Annotated in this window: 24 protein-coding genes and 4 pseudogenes; 12 read left to right on the forward strand and 16 right to left on the reverse strand. The window is 57.4% G+C overall.

Features of this window, described 5'->3' with window-relative positions:
- A partial coding sequence (locus ABHT90_RS06710; protein WP_346982013.1) for a hypothetical protein occupies positions 1 to 273 on the reverse strand: 273 nt, incomplete at its 3' end.
- 573 nt (positions 274 to 846) lie between these two features.
- Between ABHT90_RS06710 and ABHT90_RS06715 the strand changes: the two genes are divergently transcribed.
- The 9 genes and pseudogenes from ABHT90_RS06715 to ABHT90_RS10015 all read left to right on the forward strand — a co-directional run bounded on the left by ABHT90_RS06715 (position 847) and on the right by ABHT90_RS10015 (position 5,531).
- Complete coding sequence (locus tag ABHT90_RS06715; protein ID WP_233503232.1) at positions 847 to 1,311, forward strand: DUF4869 domain-containing protein; 465 nt, start codon at positions 847 to 849, stop codon at positions 1,309 to 1,311.
- A 178-nt stretch (positions 1,312 to 1,489) separates the two neighbouring features.
- Positions 1,490 to 1,561, forward strand: a pseudogene (locus tag ABHT90_RS10005) (IS1/IS1595 family N-terminal zinc-binding domain-containing protein); the annotation flags it as partial.
- A 15-nt stretch (positions 1,562 to 1,576) separates the two neighbouring features.
- Positions 1,577 to 2,356 carry an IS1595 family transposase gene (locus tag ABHT90_RS06720; protein ID WP_346982034.1) on the forward strand — a complete coding sequence of 260 codons (780 nt, stop codon included), beginning with the start codon at positions 1,577 to 1,579 and terminating at the stop codon, positions 2,354 to 2,356.
- 76 nt (positions 2,357 to 2,432) lie between these two features.
- Complete coding sequence (locus tag ABHT90_RS06725) at positions 2,433 to 2,630, forward strand: type II toxin-antitoxin system RelB/DinJ family antitoxin (RefSeq protein WP_006235589.1); 198 nt, start codon at positions 2,433 to 2,435, stop codon at positions 2,628 to 2,630.
- A gap of 353 nt (positions 2,631 to 2,983) precedes the next feature.
- A pseudogene (locus tag ABHT90_RS06730) lies at positions 2,984 to 3,139 on the forward strand (helix-turn-helix domain-containing protein); the annotation flags it as partial.
- A 407-nt stretch (positions 3,140 to 3,546) separates the two neighbouring features.
- Positions 3,547 to 3,660: pseudogene (locus ABHT90_RS06735) on the forward strand (IS110 family transposase); the annotation flags it as partial.
- Between the two features lie 57 nt (positions 3,661 to 3,717).
- On the forward strand, positions 3,718 to 3,891 hold the full coding sequence (locus tag ABHT90_RS10010; protein ID WP_347498030.1) for a helix-turn-helix domain-containing protein: 174 nt from the start codon (positions 3,718 to 3,720) through the stop codon (positions 3,889 to 3,891).
- 189 nt (positions 3,892 to 4,080) lie between these two features.
- Complete coding sequence (locus ABHT90_RS06740) at positions 4,081 to 5,232, forward strand: HNH endonuclease signature motif containing protein (protein ID WP_239057651.1); 1,152 nt, start codon at positions 4,081 to 4,083, stop codon at positions 5,230 to 5,232.
- A complete protein-coding gene (locus ABHT90_RS10015; RefSeq protein ID WP_006235584.1) occupies positions 5,229 to 5,531 on the forward strand; it encodes a nucleotidyltransferase domain-containing protein in 303 nt (100 codons plus the stop codon). Before ABHT90_RS06740 ends, ABHT90_RS10015 begins: the two co-directional genes overlap by 4 nt.
- A 1,166-nt stretch (positions 5,532 to 6,697) precedes the next feature.
- Here the strand turns inward: ABHT90_RS10015 and ABHT90_RS06745 are convergent.
- Positions 6,698 to 7,213, reverse strand: coding sequence for a transposase (locus ABHT90_RS06745; protein ID WP_162010723.1), 516 nt, complete (start codon positions 7,211 to 7,213; stop codon positions 6,698 to 6,700).
- 10 nt (positions 7,214 to 7,223) lie between these two features.
- On the opposite strand from ABHT90_RS06745, the pseudogene ABHT90_RS06750 reads away from it, so the two are divergent.
- Positions 7,224 to 7,516: pseudogene (locus ABHT90_RS06750) on the forward strand (IS3 family transposase); the annotation flags it as partial.
- A gap of 146 nt (positions 7,517 to 7,662) precedes the next feature.
- On the opposite strand, the gene ABHT90_RS06755 reads toward ABHT90_RS06750, so the two are convergent.
- The 3 genes from ABHT90_RS06755 to ABHT90_RS06765 form a co-directional block, all read right to left on the reverse strand.
- Positions 7,663 to 8,013 carry a hypothetical protein gene (locus tag ABHT90_RS06755; protein WP_040359438.1) on the reverse strand — a complete coding sequence of 117 codons (351 nt, stop codon included), beginning with the start codon at positions 8,011 to 8,013 and terminating at the stop codon, positions 7,663 to 7,665.
- Between the two features lie 500 nt (positions 8,014 to 8,513).
- Complete coding sequence (locus tag ABHT90_RS06760) at positions 8,514 to 9,188, reverse strand: hypothetical protein (RefSeq protein WP_040359437.1); 675 nt, start codon at positions 9,186 to 9,188, stop codon at positions 8,514 to 8,516.
- Positions 9,160 to 9,651, reverse strand: a complete 492-nt coding sequence (locus ABHT90_RS06765; protein ID WP_117638100.1) for a hypothetical protein — start codon at positions 9,649 to 9,651, stop codon at positions 9,160 to 9,162. Before ABHT90_RS06765 ends, ABHT90_RS06760 begins: the two co-directional genes overlap by 29 nt.
- A 130-nt stretch (positions 9,652 to 9,781) precedes the next feature.
- Between ABHT90_RS06765 and ABHT90_RS06770 the strand changes: the two genes are divergently transcribed.
- Positions 9,782 to 9,964: a hypothetical protein gene (locus tag ABHT90_RS06770; RefSeq protein WP_006235576.1), complete on the forward strand. Its 183-nt coding sequence runs from the start codon at positions 9,782 to 9,784 to the stop codon at positions 9,962 to 9,964.
- Here the strand turns inward: ABHT90_RS06770 and ABHT90_RS06775 are convergent.
- From ABHT90_RS06775 to ABHT90_RS06805, 7 genes are all read right to left on the reverse strand, one after another.
- A complete protein-coding gene (locus ABHT90_RS06775; protein WP_117638101.1) occupies positions 9,961 to 10,779 on the reverse strand; it encodes a S1 family peptidase in 819 nt (272 codons plus the stop codon). The genes ABHT90_RS06770 and ABHT90_RS06775 overlap by 4 nt on opposite strands.
- A gap of 161 nt (positions 10,780 to 10,940) precedes the next feature.
- Entirely contained in the window at positions 10,941 to 12,044 is a 1,104-nt protein-coding gene (locus ABHT90_RS06780) for an ATP-binding protein (protein WP_040359435.1), read from the reverse strand.
- 210 nt (positions 12,045 to 12,254) lie between these two features.
- A complete protein-coding gene (locus ABHT90_RS06785; RefSeq protein WP_346982014.1) occupies positions 12,255 to 14,741 on the reverse strand; it encodes a glycosyltransferase family 2 protein in 2,487 nt (828 codons plus the stop codon).
- Positions 14,742 to 15,809, reverse strand: a complete 1,068-nt coding sequence (locus tag ABHT90_RS06790; protein ID WP_346982015.1) for a glycosyltransferase family 2 protein — start codon at positions 15,807 to 15,809, stop codon at positions 14,742 to 14,744.
- A gap of 12 nt (positions 15,810 to 15,821) precedes the next feature.
- On the reverse strand, positions 15,822 to 16,940 hold the full coding sequence (locus ABHT90_RS06795) for a glycosyltransferase family 2 protein (RefSeq protein WP_195234479.1): 1,119 nt from the start codon (positions 16,938 to 16,940) through the stop codon (positions 15,822 to 15,824).
- Positions 16,941 to 17,014: 74 nt separating this feature from the next.
- Positions 17,015 to 18,055 (reverse strand): glycosyltransferase family 2 protein, encoded by a 1,041-nt coding sequence (locus ABHT90_RS06800; RefSeq protein ID WP_346982016.1) that lies wholly within the window; start codon positions 18,053 to 18,055, stop codon positions 17,015 to 17,017.
- 6 nt (positions 18,056 to 18,061) lie between these two features.
- Complete coding sequence (locus tag ABHT90_RS06805; RefSeq protein ID WP_346982017.1) at positions 18,062 to 19,165, reverse strand: glycosyltransferase; 1,104 nt, start codon at positions 19,163 to 19,165, stop codon at positions 18,062 to 18,064.
- Between the two features lie 256 nt (positions 19,166 to 19,421).
- Between ABHT90_RS06805 and ABHT90_RS06810 the strand changes: the two genes are divergently transcribed.
- Positions 19,422 to 20,441 carry a glycosyltransferase gene (locus tag ABHT90_RS06810; protein WP_346982018.1) on the forward strand — a complete coding sequence of 340 codons (1,020 nt, stop codon included), beginning with the start codon at positions 19,422 to 19,424 and terminating at the stop codon, positions 20,439 to 20,441.
- 24 nt (positions 20,442 to 20,465) lie between these two features.
- Here ABHT90_RS06810 and ABHT90_RS06815 read toward each other — a convergent pair whose 3' ends face one another.
- The 4 genes from ABHT90_RS06815 to ABHT90_RS06830 form a co-directional block, all read right to left on the reverse strand.
- Positions 20,466 to 22,262 carry an AAA family ATPase gene (locus tag ABHT90_RS06815; protein ID WP_346982019.1) on the reverse strand — a complete coding sequence of 599 codons (1,797 nt, stop codon included), beginning with the start codon at positions 22,260 to 22,262 and terminating at the stop codon, positions 20,466 to 20,468.
- Positions 22,263 to 22,464: 202 nt separating this feature from the next.
- Complete coding sequence (locus ABHT90_RS06820; RefSeq protein ID WP_346982020.1) at positions 22,465 to 24,243, reverse strand: VgrG-related protein; 1,779 nt, start codon at positions 24,241 to 24,243, stop codon at positions 22,465 to 22,467.
- 128 nt (positions 24,244 to 24,371) lie between these two features.
- Positions 24,372 to 24,791 carry an HI0074 family nucleotidyltransferase substrate-binding subunit gene (locus ABHT90_RS06825; protein WP_346982021.1) on the reverse strand — a complete coding sequence of 140 codons (420 nt, stop codon included), beginning with the start codon at positions 24,789 to 24,791 and terminating at the stop codon, positions 24,372 to 24,374.
- A gap of 12 nt (positions 24,792 to 24,803) precedes the next feature.
- On the reverse strand, positions 24,804 to 25,235 hold the full coding sequence (locus ABHT90_RS06830) for an RrF2 family transcriptional regulator (protein ID WP_055286554.1): 432 nt from the start codon (positions 25,233 to 25,235) through the stop codon (positions 24,804 to 24,806).
- Between the last annotated feature and the right edge of the window lie 206 nt (positions 25,236 to 25,441).

A 25,441-nucleotide genomic window follows, 5' to 3' on the forward strand; every position in this document is an offset into this window, starting at 1 on the left:
CGAGACGGGCGCGGCCGCCTCGGACCGGGCGGGCTCCGCCTGGGCGCCGTCGGCCTGCGAGGCCTCGGGCTGGGAGGCGTCGGCCTGCGCGGGCTGGGCGGCGTCGGCCTGGGCGGCGGGACCCCCGTCGGCGGGCTGGGCCCCGGCGGCCGGGGCCTGCGCGTCGCCCGGGGCGGCGGGGGCGGCGTAGGCCGCGGGCCCGCACAGGGCCAGGGCGGCCGCGACCGCCAGCGCGGCGGCGGCACCGGAAATTCGTTTCGTGGAGCGTCTCATGGAAAATCCCCCTAATCTAGCAACGGTTTCCAAGTCTACTAGATTGGGGGGACGGGAGCCAAGCTGCAATACCCCCAAGACACCCGTCTATAGGTCGTGACGTTGTCTATAAACAGGCTCACCGCCCGCGGAATAAAATTCGGCGCAAATCGTTTGAGCAGGCGACGCGCGGAAGGAGCGTGTAGGGCGGTAATATACTGACCGTCAGCCGCGGCATCCTCGCGGAAACCCATTTGTTGCCGGAACTATAGTCCCCGGCGCGGGCTCACCTTATCTCCCCGGCACGGGCTCGATATCCTCTCGGATATCTAATCGTCTTGGACTTTTACCCACCCAAGCACAGTACGGCTTTTACGTGCCGCCACGCAGAGCCTAGCCTGGAACTATTGTCTAAAACATAGGCCTTCAAAGCAACTTAGGTTCAAGTACGGACATGCAAATACGGGCACTGGATACAGGTCTTGACTGTCAATGGTTATCAATCGCATGTGTTTCTGGCAAATTACGCCCGTCTTATGCGTGCGATACAATCAGTCTCACCGAACACCAAACCAGCAACCCGAAGGGACCAACGTGTTAACAATTCACTATGGTGATATGGAAAACGTTATCTACAATACGTCGGTTTACTTCGATAACGTCTATTCGCCCCAGTGGTTTCAAGACGCCTTTGCTCAAAGGATTATTAAATCAATCGATAAAGGCAATGTCGTTGGACCCTGCGCAATAGACACCAAGATCCTAGGCATTATCCCTCCTGAAAGGCTGTCGGGAGGCACTAAGACGCTGTTGCTCATGTACTTCATGCCTCAGAACGTATACAACGCCACAACCTGCAGCGACAATTGCGCTTACTGGATTCTGAGAATTGCCACGCAAAAGGACTTAACCATCAACCTCTACCATCTGATGGATTTTGGAAACGGCAAGTTCACGGCTACCGTTGCAAACACGGGCGATGTCGTTCACACGATGTTCGACCTTGTCCCTATAGCCGCAAAATGCCTAAGGGAAACTCCTGACATGCACTTTCGTTAGGCTCTGTTAGACCAAGATTGACATACATATGTCATCACGGCGCCATATCGTTAGCCTCGTAGACCGCGGGGCAGCATGAACGCCGAGGACCTGGTAATCACCTTCAAGAGGGACATCGCGAGCCTCAGCAGGACCGAACGCCGCCGGCTCCACCTATGAGGTCGAGCGCTGCCCGCGCTGCGGGTCCGCCGCGGTCGTGAAGAAGGGCAAATCGAGGAACGGCGAGCAGCGCTACCTCTGCCGGGGCTGCGGCAGGACCTTCGGCATGGGCAGCGGGCGCATCCTTGGGACGAGCAGGCTGCCGAGGGAGACCTGGATGGCCTACGCCGAGTGCTTCGTGCTCAAGCTGCCCCTGCGGGAATGCGCGAGGCGCTGCCGCGTCTGCCTCAAGACCGCCTACACCATGCGCCACAGGCTCATCGAGTGCCTCTCGGCCTACACCCCCTCGTTCAGGGTCGGGCGGGGCTGCGGCTGCGAGCTCGACGAGACCTACTTCCCCGAGTCGTTCAAGGGCAACCACGTGAAGGGGTCGTTCAAGATGCCGCGCCCCTCTCGGCGCCGCGGCAGGCAGGTGCACAGGCGCGGCCTCTCGCTCGAGCGGATCTGCGTCATGACCGGCGTGAACGACTCGAACGAGACGTTTCTCGAGGTCACGGGGCGGGGCATCCTGTCGAGGAAACGCGCCATGGACGTGCTGAGGGACCGCATCGCGTCCGCTTCCGTCGTAGCGACGGACAAGGCGTCCGCCTATGTCGACGTCCTCGCGGAGCTCGAGGTCGACGCACACACGGCCTACGATTCCAAGGACCCTTCCGAGGGGACCATCAACCGGATCAACACCGTCCATTCGCTCCTCGATACCTTCATGAAGCCGTTTAAGGGCGTGTCGACGAAGCACCTCGGCACCTACCTCGCTTGGTTCAAGTGGTGCCGGACCTTCATGGCGACCGATTCCGGCACCGCCGAGCGCACGGTCGCGCGACAGCTCGCCAACGGCGTGTGCAGGAGCCGCATCCATGATATGTTCAACGTCCTGCCGCCCTAAATGGACTACTGGACCGAAGCCGCCGCATAGAGGCAGTAGAATGGTCACATCGCGATATACGAGGAAAGGTGCAGCCATGCCGTCGAATATACCGGCCACGACGATCCGGATCGACCCGGAGGCCAAAAAGGAGGCCACGGCCATCCTGGACGAGCTCGGCCTGTCCATGTCCACCGCCGTCAACGCGTTCCTCAGGGCGCCCGTCCGGAAGGGCGGGTTGCCGTTCGAGATGAGGGTCAAGGCGCCGGTGCCCGACGGGAAGACGGCAAGATAGTCGGCAAATCGACTTGGGCGATGGGACCCTCACGATTGACCCGACAGATCTTGAGCACATCGCCCCCTTGCCGGATTCAAACCCGGCAAGGGGGCGATTATCTTGCAATTTCAAAAAGATGATTGGGGCAGAATGTCAATCATGGTCTAACAGAGCCAAATCAATCCAACAGTTTAGATAACGGGTAATGATTCGGGAACAGGGCGTTCGGCCGGATGGAACAGATAGATATGGACCTTGAATATCAACTTCATCCGAACACCTCCCATATTCATCTGTACATGTACGGATGAATATGGGAATCCGATACCCTGAGGGCCGGATCGGCCGGCCCCGGGAGATCGGAGGACGCCATGTCCGGAAAGAGCAAGAAGGGCGCAGCGAAGGCGGTCCCGAGGGCCTACGGCAGGCTCACTAGGCACGAGCGGGATACGGTCCAGAGGATGCTGGAGCGCAGGGCCTCGTGCAGGGAGATCGCGAGGGAGCTGGGCAGGTCGCCCTCGACGGTGAGCGCCGAGGTGTCGTCGCACAGGTTCGTCGCCGCGCCCAAGCCCAGGCGCGGCGAGCGCGTCGACGCCGGCACCGACCTGTCGGCAGCCTGCCCGCGCCTGGCGGCGTGGCCGCGCTGCCGCGACGGCTGCGGCCGCTACCGCGCGGTGGGCTGCATGCGCTGCCCGCACGTCTTCTACGAGGCCCGCGCCGCGCAGCTGTGCGCGGACTCGGTGCTCGTCTCGTCCAGGCGCGGGATCGACGCCGACGAGCCCGCCGCGACGGCGAGGCTTGAGGCCATCAGGGACTGCCTGCGCCGGGGGCTGTCGCCCGAGCAGATGGCGGCGCGCAACGGCGGGCCGGTGGACCTGTCGCCCTCGACCATCTACCGCTGGGTCTCGGCGGGCTACGACGGCATGACTAACACAGGATGCGCGGGGACGAGAGAACGCTCGCCTACATGGCGAAGCGCAAGTCCGACGGCAAGACAAAGCGAGAGATCATGCGCTGCCTTAAGAGGTTCACAGCCAGGGAGGTTTACCCAACGTTGCGGCGCCCCATGAGGTTGAAGTACGCCCGGGGCTCGATACTGGCGGACATGCGAAAATCGCTCGGATTGACCCAAAAGCAGGTTGCCCGAGAGCTTAACGTGCCGAATGTAAGGCTCAGCGAAATAGAAAGAGAAGTATGCCCCCACGAGGAAATCAGACGCGAATACGACCGCTACTTGAATGCTAAAATGTCGTCCGATAAAGGACTTGACAGCCTATAGCAGCGTCATTCGGCACGCGATTCGTTAACCCTGGGGCTTAAAGCTGCCGAATGTCTACTTCTTTAGTGCTCCATTTACCTCCCCGTTCAATAATCTTCACTTGAAGCCTGACGGTGGCCCAATCATTGGATAACATATTCTTAAATGACAGTTAATCGTCAATCGAAGAGGTCAAAGCGGGGACGGAAAGTGTCGAAGACAAGCAGAAAGCCAATCTCAGCATATGTCGAGCGAAGACTCTGGGCGGAGTCTGCCGGCAAATGCATGAATCCAGATTGTCGGGCCGATCTATTCATCAGCAATGGAGACATTGCTGAACGAGCCCATATCGTCCCATATTGCAAAAGCGCAGAGAACACGTTCGACAACCTTATTCTCATCTGTCCAAACTGCCATACGAATTTCGACAAAAACTCCGCTTTCACGGCAGATGAAGTGAGGAAATGGAAGTCGATTCGTCACGCAGAAATTGATCGCGTTTTCGGAAAGACGTTCAGTTCCTTCGACGACCTGCGCAAAGAGGCCGCACCTCTGCTCGCCCGAAACAAGTCGATATATGAGAATTACTACATGAAGGACAAGCGAAGACTGTGGGATGTTTTTGAAAAGGAAATAATCGTCAACAACCGAAAACTTTGCACGCTGTTCGAATCGAACTTGTGCCTGTTCCAGAACCACAAGGACAATTCCTTCTCCAACCAGGCCGCTGTCCGCGATTTTATCGACCATGCTAAGGAGTTCGAAGCCACCAGAGATAATACGGAAAGACAAAGGTCTATTCTTTTCCCCGAGGTCATCAACTCCATCTTCGGAATCCAGCCCATAGAAGGTGACCTGCTCCCCTCTGCAGAATCCCTAGAGCTGCTAATCAAAAAGCTTGACGAACAGGGGCGATTTATAGATGTTTCTCTAGATGCAGAACATCCATTGTTGCAAATAATAGAAAACGGGAAAGAGGCGGTAGTTTATCTTGACGATACGCCGCGTATCCGACAGATGTACTATGACGCCCGCTGCTTCAGGCGTGCCGAGATGAGGCTAGACAGCTTGATTTTTGCCCTAAAGTACTTCCGCCTGTGCGGAAAGAAAGCAACTCGCAAGTCGAAGACAAACCTTAGAGAATATATAGCGAAAGGAAAATGCTTCTTATTCGTATACGAATACTGTCTGAGCTATGCAGAGTTGGCCCGTTTAGCACCGGCAGAACATACCGTTGTCGTCAACTTGCATAGATGGAACGGTAAGCAATGCATCTCCGAAGAAGCCCAGGTGTTTGCGGGGCAAATTAACGTGAAGCTCCTCGATATGGATAGCTTCTTCCCATTCGTTCGCAAACTATGAACTATTTGAGACTCATAGACATTCTCGACAGCAACCTAGAACTGTTCTCTCAGTTTGATCATGTCTATCTGTTCGGATCTGCGCTGAGTGGTTCAGAGCTCAGTGCAGACAGTGATATTGATTTGCTGCTACTGTACTCGAAATATTCCGATCAACTTGTCTCCGGATGCGAACAGATATCCCAAAAGTTAGGTAACGAGACCGGTAGAGTAGTCGACTTAACGGTCCTCGGCATCGATGAAGAGCGACATGTCGGATTCTTGGATAGAATCTCGCCTCATTATAGAAAGATAAAATGACCATTTGGTAGAACACCTGGCATAGCCTGTCGTACAGAATGCTTTCTGCGTGGATTCCGGCAGAAGAGAAGAAGGCGTCAACGGTCGCGCCTGCATGTTCGGCACACGGCGTATCGCACTCTGGCGGGACCCCGGCTCTGGGCGCCAATCCCGCATCGACAAGATGAGGTACCCTGAATTCATAATGAAGCTTGCGAACTGTCAGTGGTAGCGTGAAACTGAACAAGTGTTCAGTTTCACGCTACCACTGACACCCGGCGGCCCAAGAGCCTTCGCCCCGCTCGTAGGCCTGGTACCACCCCGTCGGGGATGACCCCTTATCGGGCGAGACGGCGAGCTCGCTGTCGAGGGACAGCCCGAAGCGATCATCCGATGCCGCACAGCAACAGGTCTCCGAGGAGCTCGAATGGACACCTGCCAGCGAGTCCAGCAAGCGGGCAAGAGTTTACGTGGCTGCAGCATACTACAACGTCGTAGGGGCTCAGAGCACCGCCACTACGGCTTTTGGGCAGAATGCGCCTGAGCTGCTCGTGGTTGCGCTCACATGCCGACTACTGGTTGGATCTCATCGCGTCGCAGCAGAACACGCGGCAGCGCCGAGCTCCGCTTTCGAGACACCAGCGCTCCAGGCCCTTCCAATCATCGAACTCGACTCCTCAATCGACTAGCAGGATGCCGAAGATAGCCTCGAAGGCAGCAACAGAGCCTATGAGACTCTCTATATGGTCGAGGCAGGCAACGATGGCTGCCGGAGCTGGCATGACGCTTGCGCAAATAGATTTGGAACGCCCGGGCCACGATGTGTGCGCTCAGGATGTCGTAGGTGTTGCGCTCGTAGCCCTCAACGGAGTCACATTGGACCACGCGCGACCTGTCGGCAAGCGAGAGCGCCTCGAATTCGGCGTAGGTACGGCCAGTGCGGTCAACCCCGTCGCGCCCAGCACCTTCGACATCCCTGCGCTTACGCTTCCTCATACGGTCCTTTCGCGGGAGAAGCAGGTAAGGCGCGCCTGTCCCTCTCCTGATAGGAGCAGGCACTGCGCACGCACACAGGAAGCTCGTCAGCATGTGTGGCCCATATGGTCTCGTAACTCTGCCCCCGCCTAAACAAAGGGACCGCAATCGCGACCATGGCGGCGAGCTCGTCAGCGGTGAGACATAACCCTTCACGGGCCGCGGACAGGCGGGTGCGATAGGCAGCGTCGTAGCGACACTTGGGGTAACCGCACCCACTCCTGTTCCGACAGCCGAGATGACAGGCGTAGGGCCATACCTCTGTGACGGGACAAACTGCGATAGAGCGTACGCGCGCGCAGCGTCTCGAAGGAGTGGCCACGCCCCATCATGTTAGTCTCGTTGATGAGGCGGTTCGCGCATTCCGTGTAACCGTTCGAGATGCGGCTCGGACAATCCCGGTAGTTAAATATGAACTCGCGGTGGTTCTCCACGGCCTTCGCAAGCCCCCGGAAGGGATCGTAGGCCTTGTCATCGGGGATGGATGCCTTCCACGCATCGAATGCATCCTCGGCATCCTCCCGCGAGAGCGGGTGCTCGTCGTAGATGTCGAAGAAGTCCTCTTTGAGGTCGTATGCGGTCATGAGGCTCGAGCAGCCCGCCTCCGATCGAAGCTGGCACAATGCCGATGCCTCGTAGGGGCCGAGGTCCCGGGCGCGCTTCCTCAAGGCGTAAGCCAGCGACCGCGGCGGCCACTACCGGTGGCAGGGCCGGATCGGCTATGCGCCGCCCAGGACCTCGCGCGCTCGATGTCGAGAAAGGGGTGCTCACCCGACAATTCAAGGACGGAGGGCTTCGGCAGGCTGAAGGTGGAGCTCTTCTACGGAAGGGGCTGGGACGATGTTGGCATGGGGGAATTCATGAAGATGCTGTACGCCTATCTGGTCTGGTATCGCGACAAGCGCTGCAAGAGCGACCTGGGCTATATGAGCCCGATGCAGTACCGAAGAAGCCTAGGTCTTGTAGCGTAGGAACACGGTCCAGGATTTCCACCGCGCTCCCAATTGACCGATTTCCCATGAACGGTAACAGGAGGCAGAGGCCGACGCGCTGACCTACCTGGACTTCCCCTACGAGCGCCACGCGAGGCTGCGCACCGACAACGTTCAGTAGCGCGTCAACCTTGAGCCATAGCACAGGCCCTTGAGAGGTTCACGAGCTCCCCCGCGATGCGGCAGATCCTCGGCTGCCCCTCAAAGAGAACGCAGAAGATACGGTCGAGGTCGACCGCGTCGACCAAACCGTAGTGACAGTCCGCATGCAGCGTACAGGCCCTTTCGCGCGGGTCGCCATCCGAGCCCTCGTCCGGTTTATGATGGCGCACCTCGACCCAGAGGCCCTCCGACACGTCGTCGAACTTGAAATCGAGCTCTACCTGAACGCTTTCACCGAATACGTCGCCCAGAGCGAACTCCGGCACCTTCGTCACAAGCCCGTCCATCCACTCAATCTCGATCATCGCGCGCACGTCGCAACCTCCTCCGGTAGGAGGCCGGCACCTTAAGCCGGCCATTATCCATACGGACAGAATGCGACAGCAGGGTGAAGCTCATTCGCACATCAGGGCGACGACCCCTCGCCTACCCCATGCATCGGAACCCCATGTTTCCGCAATCTGATCCGTCGGGCGATTCCCTGCTGGGACAACACGAAACTGGTCATCCTACGCATTAGACCAAGCGAAACCCGTTTTATCCCGAGAAGCCCTCCCCTAGATACCCATTAGCGATAAGGAACGCCGACAGGGACTCCACAGCGTCTTCGTCGCAAATCCGACAACGCCCCTCCCTATCGCACATGGAATCCAAGCCAGCTTCGGGGTCGCCGCAGAACTCATCCAGAGGGGTTATCCGAACGATCGACGACGGGGCACCCCGCCGCCAGCAGGCAGGGAGGCGATAACCTCGCGGGCACCCCGCACGCAGACCCCGAGCGCCTGGTAAACCAGATTATTGAATACGGACTCCTTCAAACCGCCGCCCTGCAAAAACCCATCCCATCGTCCGGCTGGAGTCGACACAGATCGAGCTCCTTCAAAGTCGCGGTGAACTCGACAACATATGGGCGCGCGGCGTCCTTCCATCTCCAAACCGCCTCGTTCCCATGCCCGACGACCTCTTCCAGAGCCCATATGGCCTCGGGATACCGCGAAAGCGTGGAGTACTCCCGGATGCACGACTTGTGGATGAAGGAGTTCACGAGGGAGTCTTCCGCCAGAATGTACAGAAGTCCATCTATCGGCTCCGAGGACTCCCGTCCGAGGAAGGCATCATCGACCAGGTCCAGGCTGAGCCTTCTCCCGTCGACAGACACGGTTCGGCTCGCCTTGTCGAAATGAACCCCGCAGCCCTCGAAAAGACGCGTAAGCGCACTAGGACGCGAGAGCACGTCCCCGATTCCGAGAATCCCGCTCTCGCGAATGGACGCGCAGCCATCCGTGTTGGCCGTGACGTGCCTGAGGTGCAGCAGCAGGTCGTCGGGGGCGAGGGACTCCCCCAGCCTCTCCCGGACATCGGCGTACGTCCCAACCTCGTCGCTGCGAAAACGCAGCTGCATATCTCCGAACTCGCACCCATCGATGCGCAGGGCGTCGAACAAGAACCTCTTAACCCCGTCAATGGTAAAGATGCCGAAATCGATCACGCTTATCCCTCAGTCCGATCGCAATCATTTGTTCTGCTAAATGGTGAATCTTCTCCCCAAAGGTTATAGTCTCAGCGAGCTGATCGTTGAGCTTCTTGATCTGCTTGTTCAACTTTACGCGTTGCGAGATATCAACTTGTGCCACGGCTTCCTCTAGGTGAGCGAGCTGCGTGCGGTACCGTTCTTGCTGTTCATGGACATAATTAGTGCGTACGCGGACCAGCAGGTCTGGCTGGTAGCGATGCATGTAAATAAGGCACTTGAAGCCGTTTTTCTTACCGAAATCAAGCATCCAGTAGATGGGGCGCTTCTGGTAGGTTGAGCAGTGATCCTTGTAGAAATCTTTGAGGAAGTAGTTGCGAATAATCTCACGCGGCGTGCACTTACCGTCCAGGGCATCAGACACAAAACGGAGATTCTCTTCCAGAGCATCCTCAGCACACACGTCGCGCACGAAGTCCACGAAGCGGCCGATCGCGTCGAAAATGTAGGTGTAAGGGTGACGCCCTAGCGGCCGCTTAACGAAGAGCGGCCCTCGTCCTAGAATCTGAAATCACCACAACAACAGGTTCTAGGAAAGGACGAGGACCGCTATGGAAATCTTATCAGACCCGACGCCGGACATGCTCGCCATGCCCCGTTTCGACGACGGCGCCATCGACATGCAGGAGCTGCTCAGGCGCCTCGCCGAGCAGGTCGTGAACGCGGTGATGGACGCCGAGGCCGACCAGCTGTGCGGGGGCGGCATCAGAGCGGGCGAGCCAAATAAATACTAATTTCCAGAAACGCTCAAGCGTTCCCTCACGATGGGATCGAAGTCCCTCAGACGCTCGGATTTGATGACGATGCCGAGATTCAACATGTCCTGAACGCTCACGTGGGCAATCGTGGATACGGTGATGTCTCCGAGAAGAGTTCTGATGGGCACAGCCCGAAGGATGCCAAGTAGATAGAGCCTCTTGCCCATGACCACAGCATCGTTCTCCAAATAAGTACCCTCGTTGTAGAGAAAGACCGGGGAACCGCTCGATCCCGGGTAGCACGCCATGTCAACCAGGAACTCTTTCTGCCCCTGATAGTCGTACCTATAGGGCGTCGCCGTGATACCCCGACGGACGATCGGCAGGTTGTTGGCCTCATCCCAAATGCCGTTGGGGTATCCGACCATGGTCACCTCGTCCATACAGCCCATGTCTTGAATCTGCTTATCCGTCGGCAGAAGCTCCAAGCTGAGCGGTATGGTAAGCAGATGCTTCCCCGCCCGGATAAAACCATTCAGTGCGGGACCGATGGGTAAGACGCACAGGTCAACACTTTCGTCAGGGTGTGCGATCCAGTCGCTCTCGGAGCCCCGCATGGTAAGTTGCTCGTTTATATTGAGCAGGTTTCCGTTCTCGTCAGATCTCGAAAAGATGACGCGATACTCGTACGCGCCCTCGACCACGTGCCTGTTGGTCACGATTGCCGGCACATAGGTCTTTCCGTCGTCGCAGAACTTGAAAAAGAAACCCGTTCCAACTGAGCAACCTCCCGAGGCCAACGAAGCTTCGATGCGAATCGTCGTGTGCAGAAGCTGCTCAGATAGCTGCATGGGTTTCCTTTCATTTGGACAAATAGTATATCGATTGCACCCTGAGATGCCCTTCCGTAATCAATCAGTATTGCCGCTTTGGGCACGTCCTCGCGCGCGGGGGGGGGGGACGCGAGCCAAGTCGAAAAAGGCAGTTAACCGGCGGCTATTCATGCCTTGATTTAGAACCGCTCGAGAATCTCCGCGGCATTCTCTCGCAGATAGATATCTAGGTCCGGCACGGCAAACTGCACGTAGCCCCTCTGTGGAGCCTGAATAACCTCTCTTTGTAGCAGCTTAGCCCTAATAGAGCTGACCTCATTGGTCTTTTTACCCATACGTTTAGCAATCTCAGATGATTTGGACTGCTGCTTATCCTCGCACATGGCCAAAAGATATTTGATATCGTTGAGTCCAAGTCCAGAAATCGCGGGCTCGTGAACAACATCGTGAAAACGAGCCTCTGCCAGCGCAATGCCTTCGATAACATCGCGCTCGCTCACGTTGGCACTTTTGACACGATGCAAGTTGGCGCGCTGCCAAATGGAGTAACCGACCAGTTGCACCAAATAGGCATAGCCCTTCGTGGCCTTAGCGGCTCTCGACAGCAGATCGTCCTCTATGGTCAAACCAGTCGCTATAAAGCTATCGCCCATAGAGAGCGCTACCTCCACCTGGTTGATAGGCGCCAGATCTTCGGGGAGGGCACGACGCAAGAATGTAAGTGCCTTGCCGTTAATAAGATCCATAACACCAGCGGGCAATCCGGCAAATGCGAGAGCAATATCGACTTTCTCCCCTATTAGAAGCTGCACAGCAGAAGCAATAGCGCGCATATCGTCAATCGGGGCATCCTGCACCTCATCTATTGCAATAAACAGGCCCTTGGAAGACTTTGCGGCCGAGCCAAGCAACTTTCTAAGACTCGACTCTTTTGGCACAACGTCGAATTTAGCGGAAACAAAGCCGGCATTTACGCCGACTGAAGCATTGGTCGCAAGGGAGGATTCTGCAATCTGATCCTTCAGGTCCAGCAATAGGTTGGGACCAGCAGAAACAATAGCCGTCTTCCAGCCAAGCTCTCGTGCACGATCTCTAAGATCACAGAGCAAAACAGTTTTTCCGGAACCCCTTGGCCCGGCAACGCGCATGAGCCTCGCAGGTGCACCAATTCCCGAATTCAAACTCTCGGTAAACTCAAGGGCAATATCATCACGACCAATTATGCGCGGAGGCTCAGCGCCGGCAGTGGGACGAAACGGGTTATGGAATATTGTGGCGCTCACTTGTTTGCCTCTCAAGGAAATCGATTATCGGTCAATCTTAGCTTTATTAGTTTATCGCAACTATATCGGATTATATCGAGTTGTATAAGCCTGTACAAACTTATCGTAGAAGTATCGAGCTATCGTAATGTAAACTAACAAATAGCCTAAACGCTGCCTTCTTCCCAACTCATGGCGAAGTCAAGCTGAGGGCCTTCTAACAACCATTGTCTAAAGCGAGAAGTACTCACTCTCGGAAGACAAGTTAGGCCCCAACCATGAATCACCCGTCAAGAAAAACTCCGGCCAGCGCTGCGTGAACAGTGCCTGTTCGCGTTTCCAACGGCGCAGCTTCTCCTCGTTGGCCTCTTCCCTGCCGCGCGAGGTGAACTCGTAGTGATACAGCTCGGCATAGGGCGTATAGATGGTGCGGTAGCCCGCCTCCCATACGCGCAGGCAAAAGTCTGCGTCGTTAAAGCCAACGGCGAATTCCTCGTTGTAGCCGCCGACGCGCTCAAATACGTCGCGTCGCACCATCTGGCAGGCACCCGTCACGGCGCTAAAGTTGCCCGGGCGCACGGCACGGGCAAGATAGCCCTCGCGCTTTGCCGAGAAGTCCTGGTTGGCATGGGCAAGTGCGCCACGCACGCCAACCAAAATGCCGGCATGCTGCACCAGATGATCGGCAAAGTAGAGTTTGGCGCCCACCACGCCCGCATCGGGACGCTGCAGATAGCCCATCATCTCTTCGATAAAGTCCGGGCTTATGACCTCGGTATCGTTGTTCAGCAGCAGCAGGTAGTCACCCTTGGCGTGCTTCACACCAAAATTGATGATCTGAGAGTAATTGAACTCGCCCGGCCAGTACACAACGCGCGCGATGCCCTTGCCTTCGGATGCTGCAGCCACGCGCTCTGGCAGGGTTTCGTAATACGCAAACGTCTCCGGGGCTTCACTGTTGTTCTCCACCAAGACGATCTCGTAATTGGTATACGTGGCCTTCTGGGCGATCGACATCACACAGGCATCGAGCGTCTCAATGTGATCCTTGGTGGGGATCACAATGCTCACCAGCGGCGCAGGCTCCGGCAGCGCATGGCGCATGCGGTAGACAAACGGCGTCTCGGTCTCCTCGACCGTTCCGTGAACGCCCAGCGCGTTAAAGTGGCGCTGCAGCGCAAGACGACCCGCTTCAATGGCATACGGCTTGCTATCGGCAGAGCCATCGGCGGTCGATCCCGGATGCACGCGCCAGTGATACAGCACATGCGCAACGTGCTCAAAGCGCGCGCCGGCTGCAAGGCAGCGAAGCGTCAAGTCGTAGTCCTGGGCGCCCGCAACGTCTTCTGGGGACATACCAATGTGATCGATGAGCGCCTTCTCCACCATCAGGAAATGCGTCACGCAGTTATGGCTATAGAGCAGGTCGACGTTGAGTACGGTCTTAAAGACCGGCTGGCCCCACTCCCCCGTTTTCTGGAACATGTCCTCATCACAGAACAGGACCTGGGGACGCTCGCCCTCGGCCGCCTTGTTCAGTGCGGAAACATACTGGAATAACGCGTCCGGTTCCAGAATGTCATCGTGGTCCAAGAAAGCGATGTAGTCGCCTGTTGCTTGCTCGATACCTGCGTTGGTGTTGACCACAATGCCGCCGTTGCCGGGAAGCTCGATGCGACGGATGCGCTCGTCGTTGGCACCTGCCGCAAGGGTGGCCACCGCGTCCCATTCGGGCGAGGCGTCCATAAGCAGCAATTCCCAGTTGTCATAGCTCTGGGCTTGCACCGATTCCAGCAGCTCGCGCAGGTAGACCCGATCAGTCTTGTAGCACGGCACCACAATGCTCACGAGCGGTCTATAGGCAAAGGCCGCCGAAGCGACACGCTGGCACGCCAAATCGCCCGGCTTTGCGCGATGCTGCTCAAACCAACGTCGATAAGCTGCGTCGTCTGCACGCGCGTCCTTCATACGGTTCCAGCTGTCGTCGACCATGCCGTTGTACAGGCGACCATCCATGGCGCAAAACCCGCTTTGGATCCGCTCTGTGGGATCGCTCACGATCGCGACAAAATCTCGTATATCCTGAGGCATCTCAACACTCAGATACGATTTATTGATGCGGCATCCGTTCTGCTGCGGAACATCGACCTGCGATTCAAACACATGCACGGTAACATCGATGGCATTCATATGCGTATCGAAGATCTGGAGCTCAGGCGCGCACTGGGGGTCTCCCGCCCAGGTAACCTCATAGCGCCACACCGCGCCGACGTCTGCCGGCAAATAGCGAATGGCATCGATCTCGTAGCGGCCGCAGTGTTCGCCACGCTGCGCATCGCGGATAAGCGCGCACAGCGCAGGCTTTGCTTTGTAGTTAATCTTGGATTCCAATTTGGCCACGCGGCTATCGAGACGAATAGAGCCCAACCTTTGGCCACCGGATGCAAAAACGGCATCCATCGACGAGCCATCCAAAAACGGAAGCACCAAAACGGCGAGCTCGCGCTCGTAATCGGAAACAGAAGGGCATAGCGCCAGCACACGGCCATGATCGACCGGGAGCACCAGTGACGGCAAACAAGAACCGCTCGTAGTCGCATGGGCAAAAGTCTGGGAATCCTCCTGCTCAATAAGCCCCGCGATATCCTGACCGACAAAACGAAGCAGCACAAACAGACGGCCCTGACTGCGGCAAAGTGACAAACGCTTGATACTCATCTACACTTCTCGCTTTCCCAGAGCGTTCGCAGCCATGCGCTTGCACGCGCCCAAGCGCCCAAACCTCAAGACGTCGTAATTGAACATGAGTTTTTTGCACGAACGAGCAGCGGGCGCCTTACCGACAAGCGCCGCACGCACCATGGCGGCAACAGAAGAAGCGCATTGTGCGAGCGAAGCATCACTGCCCACAGCAGAACCGTTAAGCGCCGCAGCAACGGCGGCAAACACCTTGCCGCAGTCCGAACCAAGCAACCTGAGCGCATCGTACAGCACCAGATCACATAGGAAGTACGCCAGGTCATCGGCATGATGAGCATCGAGACCGTCGCGCTGCCAGTCAGCCAGCACCGCGGAGTAAATCTTCACGTGCTCCAGCAGACGCGTCTCGTCGTCGTAGCGCATGGTGTCCATGAGCGAACCTTTGCGTGCCACGCGATACTCGTACAGCTTGTTCGAGATAAGCGCGGTCTTGCGCGAGCGACCGTACACGGCAAAATCGAAGACCTGGTCCTCGCCATACTTAACGGTTTCATCGAACACGATCCCGTTGCCCAGCAAAAAAGCGCGCTTGCAAGCGGTGCGCCATGCAAAGGGGCGAGACGCCTCCTTAAACAGCAGGTCGGAGCTATAGCCCTCAAACGAAACGTCGCGTGGGCTCAGCACATAGTTAAGCCACGGATACCCCGCCTCCAGCGGATACGGATTCGCGCCAAAGGTCAAAACGTCGCAGTCCTCGCGCTCAAAGGCATCGACGATCACGCGGCATGCATCGGGCGTGAACCGATCATCGGAATCCAAAAACGCGACGATAGGCGCCGTGGACGCAGCAATGCCTGCATTACGGGCGCTCGACAGGCCGCCGTTCTCCTTATCGACCAGGGTAAAGCGCGCGTCCTTTTCGCAATAGGCAGCCGCAATATCGCGCGAACCATCCGGCGAGCCATCGTTGACCAGCACGCCCTCCCAATCGGGCATGTCCTGCGCAAGCAGGGAGTCCAGGCACCAGGCCAGGCACTCCTCCACCTTATAGATGGGAACGACAACGGAAATCTTGGGGGTAGTCATAGCCAAGTGCTCCTACTGTGCGGCCGGCACGTCATCGGGATGCGGATTATCGCCGTAGGTGCGCTGATACGTCAGCACGCGCCAGACCAGCGGCAGGCCGCCAATCTTAAAGTAGTGCTTAAACGTATTGAGCTTGCCGGGCTTCTTAAAGTCAAAGCGCGAATCGATATAAGCACGGGGCGACTTGACCATCAGGCGCAAGTCGGTCTCGCCGCGCGGATCGAACAGCGACAGATCAAAGCGACCGGCATCCCAATCGGCCTTGAGCTCGGGCGAAGCCTTCTCCCAAAACTGCTCGCGCAGCTCATCGACCAGACGCTCGTCATTCCAGCGATACGTATCGACCTTCATGCGCATTAAAATGCCCTGGAGCTGAACCTTGAGCTCGGGACGTTCATCCAAAAAGCGCTGCATCTCGGCGTATTCGTCGCACACGCAAAATACCTTGTTGGGCGAATTAACTGAGCTCTTCTCGTTGTCTTGGCGATAGCACAAAATGGGGTCCGCGATAAACGCTGCACGCTCGGCGCATGCCCAAACCTTAAAGTTAAAGCCTGCGTCCTGATACGAGGCGCCCGGCGTGGGAAGGAACCGAATCTGATTGTCGTTGAGGAACTCGCGCCGATAGATGGCCGACCAAATGGAAGGTTTGCGGTAGAAGATGCCCGGGCGATCGACGGGGCGATACGCGGCGCCCGTCATATACTCGCCGATGATCCCAAACAGCTCACGGCGCTCGCTGGGCGTGGACCAATACAGATAAAAGTCGCCCTTTACCACATCGGCATGCTCAGCATCGGCCTTGGCGACCAGCTTTTGGAGCGAATCCTCAAACATAAAGTCGTCGGACTCAAGAATGCCCACGTACTCACCGCGCGCCATCTCCAGACCGCGGTTCATCGAGTCGCCGTAGCCGCTGTTGGCTTTGTCGATCATCTTTACACGGGGGTCGCGCTCCATGTACTCGCGGATGATATCCGGCGAGCTATCGGTGGAACCGTCATTGATACAGATGATCTCGATGTCCTTGAGCGTCTGCGCCACGGCGGAATCGAGGCACTCGCGCAGATAGCGCTCGACATTGCAAATGGGGACAAGCAGCGAAACTTTAGGGGTATCAGAGTTCTGCAAGAGAACCTCCTGTTGAATAGCGTGTAACAGGGTTATTTTAGCAGCCGGGTTGCGGCGGGCGGCAGCGCTTGGAATTAGATAAAGCGCTCCAGACAGGCTTTGAGACCGCGAGTCGAAAGATAGAACAGCGTGGCGTCTGCCATCGAAACGCCCGAGGTCGCCGCAACGAGCTTGTGGGCAACACGCCGAACGGCGCCCTTAGCAGGCATATCCGCCCACGCCGTTCCCAAAAACGTCGCGAGGTCCATGTTGACGCGAGCCGCCACGCGATGGAAGTCATCGGCATCCAAGCGCGCCAGGTCGAACACAATTAGGTCCAAAAACCAAGTTATCAGCTCGCCGGGGCACAGGTCCAAAAGACCGTAGGCCGCCCAGTCCTCCAAGACCCCCTCGAGCATCCTCATGTGGGCGTCAAGCTTTTTGGCGCGAGCCTCGGCACTGTTGAACTCGTGCGTCGCCGATTCACTCTCCATCACGTAGTGGTAGAACTTGTCCGGCATGACGACGGTCTTGCGGGCAAGCGCATAAACCGCAAATTGGAAGACGACGTCCTCGCCCAAAGCCAAACCGGGGGCGAAGCGAATGCCTTCGCGATTGAGCAGCTCGCGCGAAAAAGCCGCACGGCAGGCATAGGGCTGCGCATTCGAATGGAACAGCAGTTGGGAATCACGGGCGCCGAAGGTACCAGCTTTGGGGCTCATGAGTTGCTGGACGCGTTTGGGGGCAGCATCGGCAGGTTCACAGACGCCGCCAAAAACGGCGGCCTCGGCATCCGCAGACTCCATGGCATGCAGCACGCGCTCGACCGTCTGGGCATCGATGTAATCGTCGGCGTCCACAAAAAAGACGGTCTCGCCCTCGGCGACATCGATACCGGCATTTCGAGCGCATGAGACGCCCGCGTTTTCCTGGTCAATCACCAGTACGCGATCGTCAGTCTGCGCGATCTGGCGCAACACGTTCAACGAATCATCAGTCGAACCGTCGTTGACACACACAACCTGAATCGAGCGCTCGGACTGGGCCAACAGCGAATCGAGGCATCGCTGAATGGAGCGCGCAGAGTTGTAAACGGGGACGACAATGGTAGCTTTAGGACACGAGGCCTCTCCCATGCCGACCTACCCCCTCAGCGATTCGATGAGGAAGGCAGCAACCACGCCTGGGCCTCCAACCGAGGCGTAATACTTAGCACGCCCCAAGGCACCATCCGTCGCAAAACTCGGATGCTCGTCAACCCAGCCCTCGGGATCTTTGAGGATGGCAGCGAGATTCGCGCGCTTCCACGGCTTGAGGTCATCAAGCGAAAAGTCCCCGGCGTCCAAGGCCGCTTGGAACTCCTTGGCCATCTGAACCAGGAACTCCTTATAGAACTTGGGCGCCAGGCGCACGTAGTTCCACATGTACGAATCGTACTTAATGAGCTGATTGAACTTGAGCATGCGCGCGACGTCATCACTTGCGTGGTCGCGGGCATAATCCTCTCGAATCCAACGCTCAATCTCGGCATACTCGGTATTGACGCAAAAGACCTTAGCCGAAGAATTGACCGAGGAATTCTCGTTGTCCTGGCGATACGACAACACGGCATCATGCAGGTAAACAGCCTTATCGGCGCACGCGATCACCTTAAAGGCAAATGACGTGTCCTGAAAGGATGCCCCCGGAGTCGGCAGGAACTTAATGCCGTTGCGCTCAAGAAAATCGCGACGGTACACGGCCGACCAAATCGACGGCTTTTGCTTAAAGAACTGCGTCGTATCGCTCGGGTGCACCGGCTTACCGCAATCCCGAGGTCTAAACATCTCGTGCAGCGAACGGCGCTCCTCGGGCTTAGACCAGTAGAAATCAAAGTTCGCCTTCGAAAAGTCGGCATTATTGGTATCGGCGGCCGAGACAAGCTTTTCAAGTGCGTCGGGCGCCATAAAGTCATCGGACTCCAAGATGCCAACGTACTTGCCACGCGCCATCTCCAGGCCGTGGTTCATCGAGTCGCCGTAGCCGCTGTTGGCCTTGTCGATCATCTTTACACGGGGGTCGCGCTCCATGTACTCGCGAATGATATCCGGCGAGCTATCGGTGGAACCGTCATTGATGCAGATGATCTCGATGTCCTTGAGCGTCTGAGCCACGGCGGAATCGAGACACTCGCGCAGGTAGCGCTCAACGTTGTAGATGGGAATAAGCAGCGACAGGACAGGGCTGCCAGAGGAATTAGTAGACAAATGTGCTCCTTAGGAAATACCTGTTGTTTCATGGTATCAAAGGGTCAGCGCGCCAGCGGGCGTTTATATAATCTATGGAGCCTCTTGCGGGCAAAGCAGCCCCACGTCATGCGGCGGGCCCATGGCAGGTTCCTGCGTTTTATTCAAAGCTTGCCGTCAAGGTGCGCCGAGACTTTACAATAGGACAGTCCCAAGGACGTATTCGATAGCTTCCGCGCAGCACTCGCCCGCCGCGCGTGAAAGGATATATTGCCTCATGTCTTCAACCCTTCCCGCTCCCATCGACAAGCTCGCCATCGTCGTCGTTACGTACAAGCGCCAGGAACTCCTGGCAAATTTGTTCGACTCCATGACCGAGCTCACGGCAACGCCCTGGCGCATCGTGATTGTCGATAACGAGAATTCGCGCGAGACCGAGGCCATGTGCGCCGCATTCAACGAGCGCCTGGCCAACCTGTGGGGCATCGACACCGAGCAGCCTGACGCGCAGGGCGGCACCGACCGTGTCATCTACGCCCCGCAGCTCGAAAACGGCGGCGGTGCGGGCGGCTTCTCCGCCGGCACTAAATGCGCCTACGACCTGGGCGCCCAGTGGTTCTGGGTGATGGACGACGACGTGCTCGTCATCCCCGAAGGCATCGAGCGTCTTGCCAAGTGGACCGACCGCTACGATGTCATCCAGGGTTCGCGCCTAGACTTTGACGGCGGCGCCTTCTTTTGGCAATACCAACTCATCCTATCGCTCGGCATTCCCAACCCAGTCGCCAAGTGGGATCTGGGTCCCGAGGGCTACCGCACCATGAACCAGCTGTGCTTTGAGGGCGGCATGTTCTCGCGCCGCGTGGTCGACAAGATCGGCCTGCCCGACGCGCGCTTCTTTATCTACGGCGACGATGCCTGCTATGGCTACGTGGCCAGCCAGCACTTCTCCGCCGCCGTTGTTGCCGACGTGGTTCTCAAGCGCGCCCGCGCCGTCTCTAACTGGGATATCGCCGGCAAGCGCCAGCTCAACTCTACGAGCGACACCAACCGTTACTACATCATGCGCAACCGAGGCTTCCTCGCTCGCTATATGCAGATCTACGGTGACTACCACCCCATGTTGTTCCGCCTGGGCAATGCCGCGACCTTCTGCAAGGAATTCATTCGCCTGGTTGCCGTTGACAAGTGCTTTAAGACCGGTATTCCGGCGCTGCGACGCGGCATGAAGGACGCCCGCAAGATCGTTAAGGATCCCAACTGGAAGCCCATGCCGCCCATGAAGGACACCGAGTAACGAAAGCCGGAAACACCTCGGCGCTCAAAGCCGCTGGCACACCGTAGCCACATGCTGCCCATCAAAACCGAACCCCCAGCGCATGCGACCCACGCCGGGGCGCGGTACACGGATATCGTCGATGCCGTCGCGCTCTATGTCGAGTAGCGACTGCACGGCCAGTAATTCCAACCCCAGCGCATCCACATCGGGGTCATACATCAAGTTAATCGTTATCAGCGGGCGCTCGTCCAGCATGCCAATCGTGTCTGCTACGTCGAACACAGCACCCGTAGGGAAAACCTGGATGTCCCAGCGACCCGCGCCACACTTTCGCCTCGAGGCAGGATTGGCATAGCCCGGCAAGCCAAAGCAGAGCCCCTGCAAGAGCAGATGATATGGCAGCGGCGTATCTAGGTCGGTCTCACCGATTCCCGCATCACCCAGGATGCGGCTTAGCGCCCGCCTCACCGCATCCTCATCCCCACGGCACAGCCCGTCGCGAAACGCATCGACGTCTCGAATGTCTTCGGCAGCGCACTCAAACCACTCAACAATCACTAGACGCAAGGCCTGTCGAAGCTCGTTATTGGGCAATCGCAAAGCACGGAGGCGATCGCCATGCTCTGGCTCCTCAGTCATATCCGTCGTAAGAAAACCGGACAGATATAGCGCTGTCCACATGCCATCGTCAGGCGAGACATCTGGCTCTGCAGTGCCCAAACAAAGCGGGACCTCAGCGCACCCATGGGCCTCGAGCAAATCAAAGAAGACCGAAAGGCGGTCGAGATTCCACCCGGCAACTACCCTACTCAGGCAATCGGCATATCCATACAGATCGGCACGCACAGGCGCCGTGCAGCCTCGGTCCAGAAAACCGATCACACGCTCTGGACTCGAGCAATAGGCCCTGCCAAACCGATACCCCTCGAGCCATTCACGCGCATCATCAAGGTATTCCTCGCGCCCAGCATGATTCAACAGAGCCTGGACCTCGGCATCCGAAAAGCCGAACCAACGGTCACACCACGTCGAAAGCGGCGTCGACAGACAATACGAGCAGCCGCGCGAAGAAAGCGCCGCTTCGGCAGGACCGGGACACTCCCCCATCAGACACGTCAGCCGCAACGACTCGCGCGCAGTGGCAATGGCGTCGAACAGCACGCGATCGAATAGCCCTGCCGGATCGGCGTCGGAAGCGTCCCTCGCGCTCGCACGGCGAGACCACGCCGCATCGTACCCATCAATGAGCAATACAACCTGCTCATCGCAGGCCATCTCCAGCAGCTCAATGAGCACACCAAGCACCGAGGCGACCTCGTCCGCGCTCGCCACGCCACGCGCGACACGTTCGACGTGACGCACCTTATCTCGAGCTAAATCTGGAGCCTCCAAGAGCGCCAACAAGCGAGCGCACTCGCCCGAAAGGGCATCGCGCACGACGCCGGCAACAGCGGGGCCACGCCTCGCAGCGCCAGAAAAGTCCAGCGATATCACCGGATAGTAAGCATACTCATCCCGATAGCGCCCGCCGTTCGCATCCCAAATCTGAGCATCGGCAAACAAACGCTGACCAGAGCGACCGACCGCTGGACGCTCCAGAAAAGCCCTGATCATCGACAAGTTCATGCTCTTGCCAAAACCCTCGGGTCGACAGCACACCACAACGGACGCGTCGCAGTCCAACACATCGGCAATAAACATGGTCTTGTCAACAAGCATGCAGCAACCAAGGGCCTCCGCATAGTCGTGTATGCCAATGGGCAAAACCGCATCGTCGGCACAGCCGATCAAGCGCACGCCAAAGCCAGCAGCACAACCATTATTTGCCTGTTCAGACACCAAAACGTTCCCCCTAAATCGCAACACAATGCCAATTGTAATGACCGCCTCGCGCGTACCAATGTCGCCGTGCGATCATATCGGGCAACGGTAGCAACAAGAGGTGTGAGGGGGCACAACTAATCGTTGCACAACAAAACGGGCCCCGATGCATTCGCACCGGGCCCCGACCCGACTATTTAGTTATCTGGCAACTGAGAGCCTACTCCTCAGAGTCGTCCTCTCCAGAAGCTTTCTTCTGCTGATCGAGCTTATGCTTACCACTCACGATGGACGTAGCGCCCAGCGTGGCCAAGCTCGCGCTGGCAAGGCTCGCCATAACGATAAGGTCGCCCGTCTTGGGCATGTTACCGCCAGATGACTTGGTCGTTGTAGTCGTCGTGGTTGTAGTGGTCACCGTCTTGGAGTCATTTTGCTCTTGGACCTGGTTGTCAGCACCGCTCTTGTCGTCGTCTTCGGGCTGTTTCTTTTCGCCCTCGGTCTTGCTCTCGTCCTTCTTCAGAGCGGACTTGTCGTCCTTCTCCTCAGAGCTAGAACCCTTATTGGATTCGGTCTTCTCGGAAGTCTCGTCCTTGGAGTCGCCCTTTGCGGCCTCGGCCTTTTCCGTGGAAACCTGATCAGAGTTGTCCTTGTTCTGGGTCGAGCCGTTATTGACACCAGCCATCAGCGAAGAGCCCAGCGTAGAACCAAGCTGCACGGAGAAAGAAGGCTTCTTGTCCGGCGAAGCAACGGGAGCGTCCGGCGCCTTATTCGAGTCGTCCTTGGAAGCATCGGAATCAGGGGTCGTGTCAGAGCCGGAGCCGTTGTTAGAGCCGGTGTCAACGGACGAATCGCTCGAGCCGGTAGATGAGTTAGAGGTGTCAGCGCCGGTCGAACCAGAAGCGTCGCTGTCCGTATTGCCGGCAGAGCTTGAAGGCGAATCGCCCGCAGCAGAGCCGTTCGAATTGGAGCCGTTCGAGGTAGAGCCGTCGTTGGTAGTGCCACCAGCAGAGCCATTACCGTCAGCATCGGTCGAGGGCGCATCCATCCTGTCATCGTTGGCATCGTCACTCGAGTCGTCATTCGAATCAGGTGTCGGCGAGGGCGCCGGTGTGGGCTCGGGCTGCACGGGCGTCGCAGCGGCAGCCTCATCCTCGGCGATATAAACCAAGCAGTCCTTCAGCTCATTCTTATAACGGTTCTTCCAGCCCTCATGATACTGGGGCTGGCTCGAATACTTGGTGGCGACATTGTTGACCACGCTATTGGAGAGCGCCGTCACAAACTCACGGTCAGTCATATCATTAGAAAGATTCGCCCAGCGGAAGAAGTCCCTGCAGCCACCGGTGCCGCACATGTTGGTAATGCTCCACACCATGCCCTTGACGCAATCGGCACGGCCCGAAATATCAATACCAAGGCCGCTCTTGAGCCACGCCTCGGTCACCGCATAGTACGAGTTGTACGCATAGGCATCTTGAAGTGCTGAGAACTCAACAGGATCGGTGTTGTACGCACCTTGGAAGGCATCCTGAGCGATACGGCCCAACTCGGTGAGCTGGCCGTTCTCGTACATGGCATTGCTCGTGTTGGAAATCTCGCTGCCGCGATCAATCGCATCCTTAAGCATGCAGTATTTTTCAGGGTTGTAGTTGTAGGCCTGCTTCATAAACGGGATGAGCGACCAACGGCGGTCGAACTGGTAATAGCCCAGCGCGTTATAACCGTCGCCATACGAAAAGCCCTGGTTATAGTTGCCATGGCTCTCATATTTGGTGAAGTACTTCATCTCGGGAGTCACGTTGACAAACGAAACGCCCTGGACCGACCTCAGCACGCCCGAGAAGGACTGTTGGGTGTAAAGGCCCTTATCGATATCGGTGGCATCCGAGGCAACGCCCGGCGTGGGCTCCTCGGCGGCGGCGGGTGCCGGCGCGGAAACGGCACCAAACGAAAGCGCCAGCGTCAGACCCGCGACAATCGCAGAATGCTTGGGCTGCATAAGATCCTCCCTGCATTGGTGTAGTTAAAGTTCAGTTTGCAAAGATAAAAATAAGTATTGCAGCTCGCCCGTTGTTGCACAACAACCCCTCGGTAAACGGCAACAACCCTCCGCGAAATCTTAAAGAATTAGACAAACTGGTCGTCGGGCGCCAACAGAAGCTCGCCGTAACGTTTCGTCAGCCCGTCTCTCAACTGACAGAAAGCGGGAATATAGACGTTCAAGATGCGCTGAATCAAATCTTGAGCGAGCTTGTTGTCGTAGATATGGACGTTCGTATTGCGGTCTCTGAGCATATCCAGCCAGGCTGCCTCATCAATAAAGTCGTAGAATCGGTAGGACTCCTTCAAGATGGCGCGAGGAGACCCCGACGCGGCAAGCGTGGCGCCCTCATACTCGAGCAGACGCTTAAGGAGCGTAATTGAGAGACCGAAAACCTGCTCATAGATATACGCACATCCGGAGACAACATAGTCGTTATCGAAATCTTGGAATCGAGCTGTCTCTAGCAGTGCCAACCGCGAATCAAAGGCTTCGTACGACTTCACGAAAGCCAGCCCCTACAGCTTAATGTCAAAGTTGATCTCGGGGACGGCGGCCAGGTCGGCCAACGTCACGCCGTCGACGTACTTTTCGATCACATCGTCCAGGCCGCGCCAGAACTTGACGGTGGAACACAGGTCACTGCGGGCGCAGCTGTTGTCGATGCCGTCGCACGCCACGGGCGCCGTGCTGCCCTCGACAGCGCGCAGGATGTCGCCGGCACGCACCTCGACCGGGTCCTTGGCCATCATGTAGCCGCCGCCCTTGCCGCGCACGCTCTTAAGCAGGCCCGCCTTCATAAGCGGACGAACCAGCTGCTCCAAATACTTTTGCGAGATATGCTCGCGGTCGGCAACCTCGCGCAGGGCAATCTTGCCCTCGGCGTCGCCCAGCGCCGCGATATAGATCATCAGCCGGAGGGCATAGCGGCCCTTAGAAGAAATGAGCATACCTACCCTCCCATCGTTACTGGGACAAAACCAGGCTTGTTTGTCCCAAATCCTATGCACGCGGGGCAAACAAACCTGATTTTATGTCCCTCATCTAAAAAGTCGAGTGGATTAGTCGGGTTTTCCCTTGACTAACGCCGAACCCATAGTAACTTTATTCCGAGAAGATTCCTAGGGTTTAGTACACCTATGAGTACACCATATAC

The sequence above is a fragment of the Collinsella aerofaciens genome (genome assembly GCF_039758815.1).
Lineage (GTDB): Bacteria > Actinomycetota > Coriobacteriia > Coriobacteriales > Coriobacteriaceae > Collinsella > Collinsella aerofaciens_BP.